Source organism: Variovorax sp. P4_B10, assembly GCF_056402375.1.
Map to the genome: position 1 here is coordinate 20,436 of NZ_JBFUHN010000074.1, position 13,183 is coordinate 33,618.

Annotated in this window: 11 protein-coding genes; 5 read left to right on the top strand and 6 right to left on the bottom strand. The window is 65.7% G+C overall.

Annotated features, from left to right (window positions below; translation table 11 throughout):
- Window positions 1–107: 107 nt before the first annotated feature.
- Window positions 108–2,249, top strand: coding sequence for a CocE/NonD family hydrolase (locus AC1DXX_RS26565; RefSeq protein ID WP_478137208.1), 2,142 nt, complete (start codon window positions 108–110; stop codon window positions 2,247–2,249).
- A 4-nt stretch (window positions 2,250–2,253) separates the two neighbouring features.
- On the opposite strand, the gene AC1DXX_RS26570 is transcribed toward AC1DXX_RS26565, so the two are convergent.
- Both AC1DXX_RS26570 and AC1DXX_RS26575 read right to left on the bottom strand, forming a co-directional pair.
- Window positions 2,254–3,891 (bottom strand): alpha-amylase family glycosyl hydrolase, encoded by a 1,638-nt coding sequence (locus AC1DXX_RS26570; RefSeq protein WP_478137209.1) that lies wholly within the window; start codon window positions 3,889–3,891, stop codon window positions 2,254–2,256.
- A gap of 59 nt (window positions 3,892–3,950) precedes the next feature.
- A complete protein-coding gene (locus tag AC1DXX_RS26575; RefSeq protein ID WP_478137210.1) occupies window positions 3,951–4,877 on the bottom strand; it encodes a LysR family transcriptional regulator in 927 nt (308 codons plus the stop codon).
- Between the two features lie 130 nt (window positions 4,878–5,007).
- On the opposite strand from AC1DXX_RS26575, the gene AC1DXX_RS26580 reads away from it, so the two are divergent.
- Entirely contained in the window at window positions 5,008–5,397 is a 390-nt protein-coding gene (locus AC1DXX_RS26580) for a RidA family protein (RefSeq protein WP_478137211.1), read from the top strand.
- Here the strand turns inward: AC1DXX_RS26580 and AC1DXX_RS26585 are convergent.
- The 3 genes from AC1DXX_RS26585 to AC1DXX_RS26595 are packed head-to-tail and all read right to left on the bottom strand — an operon-like array spanning window position 5,372 to window position 9,274.
- Window positions 5,372–6,847, bottom strand: a complete 1,476-nt coding sequence (locus tag AC1DXX_RS26585; RefSeq protein ID WP_478137212.1) for an MFS transporter — start codon at window positions 6,845–6,847, stop codon at window positions 5,372–5,374. The two genes, AC1DXX_RS26580 and AC1DXX_RS26585, sit on opposite strands and share 26 nt — an antisense overlap.
- Window positions 6,844–7,812 (bottom strand): Bug family tripartite tricarboxylate transporter substrate binding protein, encoded by a 969-nt coding sequence (locus AC1DXX_RS26590; RefSeq protein WP_478137213.1) that lies wholly within the window; start codon window positions 7,810–7,812, stop codon window positions 6,844–6,846. Before AC1DXX_RS26590 ends, AC1DXX_RS26585 begins: the two co-directional genes overlap by 4 nt.
- A 52-nt stretch (window positions 7,813–7,864) precedes the next feature.
- A complete protein-coding gene (locus AC1DXX_RS26595; protein WP_478137214.1) occupies window positions 7,865–9,274 on the bottom strand; it encodes an amidase in 1,410 nt (469 codons plus the stop codon).
- A 111-nt stretch (window positions 9,275–9,385) separates the two neighbouring features.
- On the opposite strand from AC1DXX_RS26595, the gene AC1DXX_RS26600 reads away from it, so the two are divergent.
- Entirely contained in the window at window positions 9,386–10,285 is a 900-nt protein-coding gene (locus AC1DXX_RS26600; RefSeq protein ID WP_478137219.1) for a LysR family transcriptional regulator, read from the top strand.
- Window positions 10,286–10,376: 91 nt separating this feature from the next.
- A complete protein-coding gene (locus AC1DXX_RS26605; RefSeq protein WP_478137215.1) occupies window positions 10,377–10,688 on the top strand; it encodes a hypothetical protein in 312 nt (103 codons plus the stop codon).
- 64 nt (window positions 10,689–10,752) lie between these two features.
- Here the strand turns inward: AC1DXX_RS26605 and AC1DXX_RS26610 are convergent, their stop codons facing one another.
- The gene (locus AC1DXX_RS26610; RefSeq protein WP_478137216.1) at window positions 10,753–11,682 is read right to left on the bottom strand and encodes a class I SAM-dependent methyltransferase; all 930 of its coding nucleotides are present in this window, start codon (window positions 11,680–11,682) and stop codon (window positions 10,753–10,755) included.
- A 311-nt stretch (window positions 11,683–11,993) separates the two neighbouring features.
- Between AC1DXX_RS26610 and AC1DXX_RS26615 the strand changes: the two genes are divergently transcribed.
- On the top strand, window positions 11,994–12,935 hold the full coding sequence (locus tag AC1DXX_RS26615; protein WP_478137217.1) for a LysR family transcriptional regulator: 942 nt from the start codon (window positions 11,994–11,996) through the stop codon (window positions 12,933–12,935).
- The last annotated feature ends 248 nt before the right edge of the window (window positions 12,936–13,183 follow it).

The following is a 13,183-nucleotide window of genomic DNA, read 5'->3' on the forward strand; positions in this document are numbered from 1 at the left end:
TCATGCGGCTGATTCTCGCGCTGCCTGCGTGGCCAACCTGGTCCTGGGCGGCGGATTTCGGATTCCGGCCACCGCGCGATCCTGACGATGCCGCCGCGGCGGACCTGATGCGTGATCTGGCCGAGCGCATCTTGCCGGTGTACCAGGAGGCGGACACCGATGTCTTCCTGGCCAACCTGACCGCCCTGCAGATCGTCAGCGGCGCCTACCGCGCAGCCTCCGACAGCAGCGGGTCCCTGCGCAGCCGCCGCCAGGGCAAGCCGTTCGACGACCTGGTCCAGCGTGCGATTCTCGACGGCATCTATGCGCGTGCGCGCGCACTCGAAGCGGACGGGCGCCTCGGCTTCGCCGAAGCCTACGCGCGCTCGTTCCAGGAACTGGTGTCGCCGCTCGACAACGCGCAAGCCCAGGCCATCATGGCGCGGCTCGAAATCCCGCCGGCGGTGTACAGAGAGCCGCTGCGTCGAGCTTTCGATCTCTGGCGCGCGAAGGGCAGCCTCCCGCAGGCCGATGCGCTGGCGCTCGTGCGAACCTGGCTTTCGTACCAGTCGCGTCGCAGCTTCGGTGCGCTGCTGCCCGAATTGTTCGCGGCGGAAAACCGCAGCCGCTACGTGGCGGAGGCTGACGTCAGGATTCCCGTGCGCGGGGGTGTCATCCATGCCAGCCTGGTTCGGCCCGGCCGCGCGAACGCAGCCCTGCCGACGCTGCTGCGCTTCACGCTCGATCCCGCCGAAGACGACGCCCAGCGCAGCGCAGCCAAAGGCTATGTCGGCGTCACGGCGTACGTGCGCGGACGCACGCCCGACGGCAAGGGCGCCGTGTGGCCGTTCGTTCGCGACGGCGAAGACGCCACCGCCGTCATCGACTGGATCGCCCGGCAGGCATGGAGCGACGGCCGCGTCGCCATGCTCGGCGACGGCTACTCCGGCTACGCCGCCTGGGCCGCCGCCCGCAGGAGACCGGCGGCACTCAAGGCCATCGCCACGATCGCGCCGATGGCGCCGGGCATCGACTTCCCGATGGCCGGACAAATCTTCCGCAACGCCATGGTCCGCTGGGCGCAGGAGCACGCGACTGCCGAGCCCCTGCGGGCCGGCGTCGACGCCGACGCTGGCCCCGACGCGATATGGCAGGCACTCGACGCGCGCTGGCACCGTGGCAATCGCCCCTACTGGGACATGGACCGCGCCCTGCTGGGCAAGCGCAGCAGGTTGATCCGAAGCTGGCTGGCGCACCCGAGTCACGATCGCTACTGGCAGAAGTTCTTGCCGTCGGCAGACCAGTTTGCGCGCATCGACATCCCGGTACTGAGCTTCGCCGGCTACTACGGCGCCGACGCCGGCGCGCTCTACTTCCACCACGAGCATCTTCGCAACCGGCCGCAGGCCGACACGACGCTGCTGCTCGGCCCCTACGACGCGGTCTCGATCCGGCTCGGCACGGCGGCAACGCTGCGCGGCTATTCACTGGACCCCGTTGCTCGCGTCGACCTGCCCGAGCTGCGCTACCAATGGCTCGACCACATCCTGAAGGGCGCGAACAAGCCTTCTCTGCTGATGGATCGCGTCAACTACCAGGTGATGGGCGCGGACCAGTGGCGCCATGCGCCGACGCTGGACGCGCCGCAGCGCACCCGGCTGCGCTTCTACCTCGACACCCGCGGGCGCGACGACCCGCACCGCCTGTTGCCGTCGCCGTCCGAAGGCGGTGGCAACGTGCGGCTCTCGGTCGATTTCGCCGATCGACGCGACGTGCGCATTCCGTGGCCGGACGCGCTGCGCGTGAAGCAACTGCCGGCGCGCAACAGCATCAGCTTTGTCAGCGATCCGCTGTCGGAGGCCACCGAGATCGTCGGCAGCTTGCGCGGTGTGTTCGACATCACGCCCTCGCGACAGGACGTGGACTTCAACATCTCGCTGTACGAGCAGACGGAAGGCGGCGAATACCAACTGCTGTTCGATCCCTACGACTTTCGCGCCAGCTACGCAGGCCATCGCGTGCGTCGCCGGCTTCTTCGGGCCGGCGAGCGTCAGCTGCTTGCGTTCACCACCGAACGCGTGACGGCTTGCAGGCTTGCGGCGGGCAGCCGCATCGTGCTGCTGATCGGCCTCAACAGGCGCCCCGACCGGCAGATCAACTACGGCAGCGGCAAGGACGTGAACTCGGAAACCATTGCCGACGCGAAATGGCCCGTCCGAATGCGCTGGCATGCGCGCAGCTACGTCGAGATCCAGACCGGCAAGCCTTGATGGCTCACCGTGTCGTCGGACCTTTGTCGTTCACAGCGCCGACAACGACGCCTTCGCAAGGCGCCAGCACCAGGGGCTCTTCGATCGATTCGGTGCGCGCAGGATCGGTCGATGCCAGCACGATCGGCTGATGCGGCATCAGCGCCGGCGACACCGGCGCCGAGGTGGCGCCGAAGTTCAATATCACCACCAGCCGCTGTCCTTCGCCGTTGCGCGCATAGGCGAGCACCTCGCCCTCGGTTTCAAGCGCTTCATAGTTGCCCCGGTTCAGCGCAGGCTGCGCGCGGCGCAACGCGATGAGGCGCCGGTAGAGCGCCAGCATCGACCCTGTGTCGTGTGATTGCGCTTCCACATTGTTCGTGGGCCAGTCGGCTGCCAGGCGCAGCCACGGCGTACCGGTCGTGAAGCCCGCATGCTCTGCGGCGCTCCACTGCATGGGTGTTCGCTCCGGGTCGCGCCCCAGGCCCATGCCAGGCTTGTTCTTCTCGAACGGGTCCTGCACTTCATCGGCGGGAATGGGGATGTCCGTCATGCCGATCTCGTCGCCGTAGTAGAGCGTCGGCGTGCCGCGCAGCGTGAGCAGCAGCATGGCCGCGAGCCGCGCCATCCGTGGCCCGACGCGGCTCGCAATGCGGGATCGGTCGTGGTTGCCCAGCACCCAATTCGGCTGGGCGCCGGCGGGCAAGGCGGCTTCGTAGTCGCGCACGAAGCGGTCGATGCGCGCCGCCTGCCACTCGGTTGCGATCAGCTGAAAGTTGAAGGGCAGTTGCACGCCTTCGAGCACACCTTCGGCGTTGAGTCCGTAGTAGGCGACCAGGCGCGTGAGCGGCAGGTAGAGCTCGCCGATCAGCACGCGCGACGAGCGTGTGTCGCTGAACGCGTCGACCACGCGGCGCATCTCGGCCACGATCGGTTGCACCTCCGGCAGGTCGGTGTTGTAGAGCATCAACCAGCGAAAAAATGGGTCCTGGCCTTCGACGAAGTCCGGATTCGGCGGGTTGTCGCGGAACTGCGCGTCCTTGATGATCTGGGAGAGCACGTCGACGCGGAATCCGTCGACGCCGCGCCGAAGCCAGAAGCGCAGCACCTCGTACATCGCGGCTCGCACTTCGGGGTTGCGCCAATTGAGGTCGGGCTGCTCCTTCAGGAACGAATGGCCGTAGTACTGGCCGGTGGCCGGATCGAAGGCCCAGGCCGGGCCGCCGAAATTGCCGAGCCAGTTGTTGGGCGGCCCGCCGCCCGGCGCCGGGTCGCGCCAGATGTACCAGTCGCGTCGAGGATCGCTGCGTGCGCTGCGACTCTGCACGAACCACGGATGACGGTCCGATGTGTGGTTGGGCACGAAGTCCAGGATGAGCTTGAGCTCTCTCGCGTGGGCCTCCCGCACCAGCGCATCGAAGCCGTCCAGCGTGCCGAAGCGCGGATCGATGTCGCAAAAATCGGAGATGTCGTACCCGAAGTCGGCCATCGGCGAGGGATAGATCGGCGAGATCCAGACGGCATCGACGCCGAGCGAAACCAGATGATCCAGCCGGGCGCGGATTCCGTCGAGGTCTCCGATGCCATCGCCGTTGCTGTCCTGGAACGAACGCGGGTAGACCTGATAGACGATTCCGCACTTCCACCAGTCGTCGGCTGACATCTTGATCCCCTCAGGCTCGGTTTCGGGTGGGTCCATTGTCTCCAGGCTGCTCCCGCAAGTCACGAACCTCGTACAACGTCGGCAGGCGCATGCTGCGCCATCAGTTCGACGACCCAATCGATGAACGCGCGCAGCTTGGCGCTGACATGCCGGTTCGGCGGAAACGCCACGTACAGCGGCATCGGATCGAGCTGCCAGCCTTCGAACAGGGGCACCAGTTCACCGCGCGGAAGGTGCGCCTTGGCCATGTAGTCCGGCAGCCAAAGCACTCCCATGCCTGCCAGCCCGGCCGCGAGGTAAGCGTTGCCGTCGTCGACCGACAGCACGTAGCGGCCTTGCACTTCGATGCGCTCGTCGCCGAGGCGCATGGCGTACGGAAAGGTCTTGCCGTTGCGCGACCACAGGAAGCCCACGATACGGTGGTGCGTGTCTTCCAGCTCCTGCGGGTGCGAGGGCGTGCCGGCGCGTTCCAGGTAGCTCGGCGCCGCATAGACCCCGAGCTGCAGATCGCCCACGCGGCGTGCCATGAGCGACTGGTCGGCGAGCTCGCCGCCGCGCACGACGCAGTCCACGTTCTCGCCGATCACGTCCACCCTGCGATCGCTCACGCCCATGTCGAGCTGGATGTCGGGGTAGCGGGCGTGGAACGCCGGCAATGCCGGCACCAGGATCATGCGCGCCAACGGGCTGGGCACGTCCACCCGCAGCCGGCCCCGGGGCAAGGCCGAGGCGCTGGACAGGCTGGTCTCGGCATCGTCCATGTCGGCCAGCAGGCGCACCACGCGCTCGTAGTAGGCCGCCCCGTCGGCCGTGACGTTGACCTTGCGCGTGGTGCGGTTGAGCAGCTTCACGCGCAGCCTCGCCTCCAGCTGCTGCACCAGTTGCGTCACGCTGGTCTTGCTCATGTGCAGCGTCTCGGCCGCCTTGGTGAAGCTGCCTGCTTCCACCACGCGGGCGAATGCCTGCATCGCATCGAAACGGTCCATGCCTGCTGTTCCTGCTGGTTCGAAGATTGTTTGGGTTCTGCAAACAGTGATTGTTGGCTTTGCCCGTTTATCCGGCGGGCACGGATCCCTAAAGTCCCTTCATCGTCATCAAAGAAGGAAGAAGCAATCCATGGCCAAACGCGACGTCGTTTTCCCGCCCGGGCGCCAGGCGCTCTACGAAAAGAATCGCTATTCGCCGGCGATCCGTTCCAATGGCTTCCTGTTCGTCTCGGGGCAGGTCGGCAGCCGCGAGGACGGCTCTCCCGAGCCCGACCTGGAGGCGCAGGCACGGCTCGCGTTCGAAAACCTGAACGCGATCCTGGGGGCTGCAGGTTGCACGTTCGACGACGTGGTCGATGTCACTGTCTTCATCGTCGATCCCGAATCGAACTTCGAGACGATCTGGAAGGTGATGCCGGCGTATTGGGGCAGCGCACCGCACCCGACGCTGACCGGCATCGGCGTGACGTGGCTCTATGGCTTCCAGTTCGAGATCAAGGTGATCGCGAAGCTTCCATGAAAGCCGCCGCCCGTCGGTTCTTCGCAATCAGGGCCGCACCCGCAAGGCAAAGGCAGGCGAGCATTGCGAAAGCAGTTCTTGCCCCCTGAGTGAATGCGGCGACATCGAGGCCCGAGAGGCCCGAGCCGCCATTCCCCAGAATCATGAGCTGCGAGCTGTAGGGCAGCCCAGCCATCGCCACGCTCAGCGCGAGGGCCGTTCCCACCATGATCCCGGTGTTCTGCAGCGTCGAGCGGACGCCGTTCGCAATGCCCCGGCGCTGGGGCACCACGCTCTGGAGAATCGACGCGTTGTTCGGTGTCACGAAGCTCCCGATGCCCAGGCCCAGCATCCACAGGCAGGCGGCCAGTTGCCCGGCGCCGATGGCCGGTTGCAGCGTGGCCGCCAACAGCGCCAGCGCGCCTGCGGCCAGCAGCAGGCCTGCCACGCAGATGGCTTCGGGCGAGCAGCGCCGCATCAGGCTGCCGGCCGCCGGAGCGGCCATCAACATTCCCAGCGCGACCGGCGCGATGCGCATGCCCGCCTCCGATGGCGCCAGGCCCGCGCACGCCTGGAGATACAAGGCCACGAGCAGCAGGGGCGCGGCCTGCGACATCGACAGGAGCAGGATGCCTGCGTAGGCGGTGCGGCGCCCCGGATCCCTGAACAGCGCCGGGTCGACCAGGGGGCTCGCCACGCGCTGCTGCACCCTGGCGAACACGAGAAGGGCGCAAAGACCGGCAAGCATGAAGGCCCACACGGGCGTGCTCCCCCAGCCGCGCGTTCCCGCCATCGAGAGCGCATAGATCACGCCTCCGATCCCGGCGAGCGACAGCAGGGCGCCGGCCAGGTCGAAGCGCTCGGCCTTGTTGGCCGCTGCGCTCTTCGGCAAAACCCGCCACGACCAGGCCAGCACGCACAGCCCGACGGGCACGTTCAGCACGAAGAGAACGCGCCAGCCCCACCACGACACGACGAAGCCGCCGGCCAGCGGCCCCGCGACCTGCGCCAGGGCGGCCACCATGGCGAGCACGCCGAGCGCGAGGCCCACCCTCTGGCGGCCGAACGCATCGCCTACCAATGCGCTGGCGTTGGCCATGACGCCGGCCGCACCCACGGCCTGGCAGACGCGAAAGACCAGCATGGCGCCGACGCTCGTCGCGGCCGCACAGGCCGCACACGCGATCACGAAAAGGCCCAGCCCTGCGAGGAAGAGCCGCCGCCGCCCCCACAGGTCGGCCAGCCTTCCGAAGCTGAGGATGCAGACAGTGCTGACCAGCATGTAGGACAGCAGGATCCAGCTCGCCTGCGAGGGCGAAGCGTGCAGGCTGCGCGCAACCGCGGGCAGCGCTACGTTCAGCGCACTGAGGTTCAGGAAGCACAGCAACGCACCCAGGCTTGCAGCAACGAGTACCGCCCATCCGGCCCTTTCTTCTTCGTCGTCCTGCGCCTGCGTCACCGCCTGCTTCACTCTTCGCTCTTGAAGCCCGAAGCCTTGACGATGGGGCGCCAGTACTCGCGGTCTTCGTTCATGAGGCGCGTCACTTCGGCGCCGGGCAGCCCGGTTGCATCGAGCCCCATGCGGTCGAGCTGGCCGCGCACCTGCGGGCTGCGCATCGCGGCCAGGAAGGCTGTCTCCAGCTTTGCGACAACGTCCTTCGGCGTGCCTGCCGGCACGAAGGCGGCATAGGACGCGTTGGCGCGGTCGAAGGCGTTGTAGCCGGCCTCCTTGAGGGTCGGAACATCGGGCAGCCAGCTCAGCCGCTTCGTCCCCGCGACGCCCAGGATGCGCAGCTTGCCGGAGCGGTGCAGCTCCAGCTGGCTGGCCAGTGCGTCGGCGCCGAGCGGCACATGGTCGCCGATGATGTCCGTCGCCAGCGGCGCGCCGCCCCGGTAGGTGACGGCCGCGAGCGGCACGCCGATGGCCTTCGACAGCTGCCACAGGCTGAAGTGCAGGCCGCCGCCGAGGTTGGTGATGCCGACACTTCCCTGAGCGGGGTTCTTCTTGACCCACGCGACGTATTCGGGAATCGTCTTGTACGGCTGGTTCGCGCCAGTGGAAACGACACTGGGCACGTTGGCCAGATGCGCGACGGGAATGAAGTCCTTTTCGACGTCGTAATTCAGCCGCGCGTAGGTCATCGGAAACAGCACGAAGGGCGGTGTGGCGCCGATGAGGATCGTGTGGCCGTCGGGCCGCGCGGTCTTCACCGCCTCGATGGAAATGCGCGTGGACGCACCGGGGCGGCTCTCCACCAGAACGGGCGCCTTGAGCGAGCCGCGTAATTCCTCCGCGATGGAGCGCGCCAGGTTGTCGAGCGCGCCACCCGGCGGAACACCGATGATGAGGCGAATGGGCGCGTTGTCGGCGTGCGCGCCGGCGCCGGCCAGGGCGATCGACGCGCCGAGCACGAGTGTCTTCAGGAACGAGGTCATGGTGGCTACCTGTTGGTTTAAAAAATCGGAAGGAGAGAAAGAGGCGACGAACTCAGAAGGCCACGACGGGCAGCGGATTCGCCGGCCGGTGCGTGGCTTCGAATGAAGCGGCGGCCTGCAGCAACTGCGCGTCTTCGCGGAAGCGGCCGACCAGCTGCATGCCGATGGGCAGGCCGTCGCGGTCCGCGCCGCAGGGCAGGCTGATGGCGGGGTGGCCGGTGAGGTTGAACGGCATGGTCCAGGGGAACCAGTTCGCGCGCACCTCGGCATAGGCCTTGCCGTCGATCTCGATGCTGCCGAACAGGTCCTGGTCGATGGGCAGGGCCGTGCGCGAAAGCGTGGGCGTGAAGATGAAGTCGTGCGTTTCCAGCCGCGCCTGCACATCGCGAAACAACGCAGTCCGCGCGAACATCGCCTGCTGGAATGCAACGCCGTCTACATGCTCGGCCAGCGCCAATTGCTTCAGCAGCGACGGGCTCATCTGGTCGCCATGCGCCGCAGCCATGGGCGCAAAACGGCCACGCCAGCTGGTGTGGTTGATCACGCGCCACACGGGCTCGACGTCGAAGCCTTCGCCCGACATCGGCTCCAGCACCGCACCTATCGACGCCAGGGTTGCCAGAGCGGCCTCGAAGGCGGATGCAACGTCCGCGGCGATCGGCCGCCCAGCGGGCGCGGCGCAGAAAAGAATGCGCTTGCCGCGAAGGTCGCCGCCGGCCTGCAGCTCGTCGAAATAGCGCTGGGCCGGCACGCCCAGCGACCAGGGGTCCGACCCGTGCGCGCCGGTCATGGCCTGCAGCATGAGTGCCGTGTCGGCCACGTTACGCGTGGTGGGCGTCACGTAGGTGTAGTTGCCGAACGCGTCCTGCACCTGGCTGTGGGGCACCACGCCCAGGCTCTGCTTCAGGCCGACCACGCCGTTGCACGCGGCGGGAATGCGCGTCGAGCCGCCGCCGTCGGTCGCAATGGCGAGCGGCGCGATGCCCGCTGCCATCGACGATGCCGCGCCGCCACTGGAGCCGCCGCTCGTGCGCGAGGCACTCCACGCGTTGCGGGTGCTTCCGAACAGCGGCGCATCGGTCAGGCACTTGGCGCCGAACTCCGACGAGGTGGTCTTTCCGATGAGGATGGCGCCGGCCTCGCGCATTCGCGCTACCGCCACCGCGTCTTTCGTGGGCACGTGGTCGCGGTGCAGCAGGGAGCCGTAGGTGGTCCGCACGTTTGCGGTGTCGACGATGTCCTTCACCGTGAAGGGCAGGCCATGCAGCAGGCCCGGGGCCTCGCCGCGCATGAGCGCCTGTTCGGCTTCTTTGGCCTGCTGCAGCGCCTGCTCGTGGCACAGCGTGATGAAGCAGTTCAGCTGCGGCTGCAGCGCATCGGCGCGGCGCAGCACCTCTTCGACGATCTCCACCGGCGAGAGCTCGCGCTGCGCGACCAGCTTGCGCATGGTTGTTGCTGGCATCTCGCAGATCTCGGACCTGGGAAGGACGGGAAATTTTTTCATGCGCAAATGATTGATGCGCCGCCACATGGCGTCCAATACTGTTTTCTTGAAAGGGCATATGCACAGCGTATGGCTACGCCAGACCTCCGAATCCTTCGCTATTTCGTGGCCGTCGCCGAGGAGCGCAGCGTCGGCAAGGCGGCGCGCCGGCTCAACATGGCGCAGCCGCCGCTGTCGGTTCACATCAAGAACCTCGAGGCGGCGGTGGGCACGCCGCTGTTTCGCCGGACGGCGCTCGGCATGGAAATCACCGATGCGGGCAGTGCACTGTTCCGGCGCGCGAAAGAGGCATTGCTGCTGGCCAACGAAGGTTTCGACGCGGCGCGCGCCGTCGGCTCGGGCAGCCGGGGCCGGCTCACCATCGGCACCATGGTGGTGCTGTCTTACCTGGTGCTGCCGCGGCTGGAAAACGAGTTGCGGCGCAGGTTGCCGGAGGTGGAGATCCAGTACGTGGAGCTGAACGCCGTCAACAACGTCTCGGCCCTCACCAATTCGGATGTGTCGGTGGCGATCTGCATTCCTCCCATTGCGCAGGCGGGCATTGCGGCAGAGCGCATCGGCAGCCAGCCGCTGATGCTTGCGGTGCGCGCCGATTCACCGCTGGCGCGACTGGCCAGCATTCCGCTGGCGCGCCTTTCGGGCCTGCCGCTCATCGGGCTGCCCGTGCCCGAGGGCGACGTCGACAAATCGGTCGTCGCGTCGCTGCTGCGACGGCACGATGTGAGCATGCCGATTGCGCAGCGGGTCGAGACGATGGTGTCGGCATTGGCGCTGGTGCTGGCGGGGAAGGGCGTGGCGATATTGCCTGCCTGCGCGCAGATCGGGCGGCCGCCTGGGGTGGTGTTCAGGGCTTTGCGCAATGTCGATGCGGGGATGGAGATTGCGGCTTGCTGGCGCAGTGATTGGGACAGTCCGTTGATTGAGCCGTTTTTGGTTTGTGCGCGGGCGTCGTTGCGGGAGTCGGTGTAAATAAACTAAAAGTCCGTTCGGCGGACTGTCGTAAGTCGCGTCTAGACTTCCGAAATCCGCTACACACCGGACATTCACAGGAACCAACTGGATGAGCACTTCGAGCCCGTGGCCCTTCGAGGATCCTCCCAATGTCATGTGCTTCACCGTGAAGTCCATCGTTCAGGCGACGAAGCCTTTGCTCATGGTGTCTCGCGATGCTGAAGACGCAGGTTGGTCGTTTCTCACAGGGGAGCCGCTCGATATGTCGGAGGCGCTTCTGGTCACGCTGCGAAGCATGGTGGAACGAGATCAAACAGTGCTCGAGTTGGCTGACTTGCCCCCAGGATGGACTGCAGTTCGGGGTTCGCCGAAGGCCGGCTGGACTCGAGCTGAGGACAAGATTTCCGACGACCCCGCCTAGGATCCAGTTCGGCCACAACCGGACGCTCCAACTGTGCGCCTGATCGCGAGCCGAGTCGCGCTATTTATCCGGCCGGATCAGGGCCCATCCCGCGTACATGGACGATGTGTGCCGCCGCAGCTGTTCGGAAGGCGTTCTGGCCCGCAGGGTCGTAGCGAGAAGCGGCTTGATTCCCGTCCAGATCGTCGAGTAGAAGTAGCCCTGTCTCAAGCAGCAGTTCGCCCATGGTTCGGGCGTCAAACCCCGATAGGAACGCCTCTCCCGCAGCTGAGACGTCAGTCATGAGCCTGCGAAACGATTCGTCGGCCACCTGGTTAGGGCCGAGAATAGCCTCGTCAACGTATGTGAAGACCAGTTCGCTTCCCGCAGGCGCGCATGTGGCAATTGACCGAAGGGCGTTAAGGTTCGCCTCCCGGGTCAGGTACATCGTGACGCCCAACCAGGAGAAGAAGGTGAGGCGGTCAGCCTGAAACGAAGAGCGCGCGAGGGCCGTTTCCAGCGACTCCATCGATAAGTCGGCTTCGACGAACTCCACGGATCTGGAGACGGCAACGCCGCAGGCAGCCAGGCGTTCGCGCTTCAACCGCTGCGTTGAAGGATGATCCACCTCTATGATCGTCACGGCCTCTGCCCACTCAGGGCGCCGGCAGATGAAGCTGTCGAACCCGGCGCCGATGATTACGTATTGACCGATACCCCGCGCTACGGCTTCCTTGAGTGCGTCTTCCGTGTATCGGGACCGAAGGATCACGTCCGCATAGGCGGCATTGGATCGAAGACCGAGCTCAAGACCTTGAACGCCATCTAGTATCAAACCGGGCCTGGCAGCCCCTAAGCGCTCCATTGCGCGCTGACGCAAGGCGGCTTGCGCCGATTCCGGAACAAGACGATCCCCCCATGTGTCGCTCAGAAGTGGCGCAGGGTCGTTGCGCGAATGAACTGCGCGCATGAGCGAGGTGGCAAGTGCGGTGCGGCTGGCTGTCGATGGGTCCAAGCAGGTTCTCCAAGGTTGTGGGCGCAAACAGGTCGCGGCAAACCGCGCCTGTGCGCAAAGGAAAAGGTGTCTGCGAAAGAGATCGGACCGCTATCCTGAACCGGGGTTCAGGTGGGCAAGGTCAGCCAAACATCGGGATCGTCTGGCAAGAGACGTTCACGCCCGAACGGCAATGTTCCAATCCCGGGCTTTTTAGCGTTGGTCAAGGAATGTCGCGGTCCAACTTCGATCACAGACGGCGCGAGTTTCAACGCAACGTATAAATCTGTACAGTGCATTCATTGAAACTCAAATCTGCAGGAGATGAATGTATGGACCTGAATCTTCTTGCAGCCCTGGACGCATTGCTAAACACAGGGAGCGTGAACGATGCGRCCAAGCGGATGCACTTGAGCGCGCCGGCAATGAGCCACACCTTGGCGAGAATTCGCGTCGCTCTCGACGATCCAATCCTTGTTCGCGCCGGCCGCAAACTGGTCCCAACTCCGCGTGCGAATGCGATGCGTGAATCTGTACGACGGCTCGTGGCCGAAGCCAAGGACTTGATGCAGCCCGGCAGCGCTGTGTCTTTGGGCGAGATCGACCGAGAATTCACGGTGCGTGCGCCGGAAGGCATGGGGATCGTCTACGGCACGACGTTGCTCGAAGCGATGCGCGAGAGCATGCCGCTCATAAGGCTGCGGTTCGTCCCCGAGAGTGAGAGCGATGCCTCTGCTCTGCGCGATGGGCGCATTGATCTGGACGTAGGCGTTCTCGCCGACCGTGGGCCTGAGATTCAGACATCCTTGCTCTACGAACAGCACATCGTTGGAGTCGTCAAGGCTGGCCACCTGTTGCTTGGATCGCGTATGACGCCGAAGCGATTCGCATCGCAGCTGCATGTCGCCATCACGCAGCGCGGACGGGTACGAGAATCGATCGACGTCCTGCTTGAGGACGCCGGCGCCGCCCGTCGTCCCGTCTTGACCGTGCCGAGTGCGTATGGCGCCCTGCTGGCGGCTGCGCGATCGACAATGGTCGCGTGCGTGCCAGAGCCTCTGGCGCGCACCGTGATGCAGGCACTGGAGCTCGAAATTTTCCAGCTGCCTGTCGCCGTGCCATCAGAAAAGGTCGTGCAGGCGTGGCATCCGAGGGACGAGATGGATCCCGCCCATCGACGCTTGCGCGAATGTGTTGCTTCCGTATCCAAACAGGTAGCGTTTGGGCCACTGACTCGTCGCGTGCAGGCCGCGCACCGCGCGCTGCTCACTTGACGAGTGAACGTCGGCTTACGAGCGAGCCGGAAGTCCGCAAAGGGCCGAGGCTGTGTGAAAAGACTTCCAGTCCCGCCCGTCAAAAAATAAAATCGGTGCACCCGTTCCAAGCGAGGTGCCCATGAAGCGATTCATCGAAGGCGAAGAGCGACAGCAGGTCGCGCTGTTGCCGGAATGTCTTGATGACTATATCGGCGAAGACAACCCGGTGCGAGTGGTCGACGCCTTTGTCGAGGAACTGGATCTTC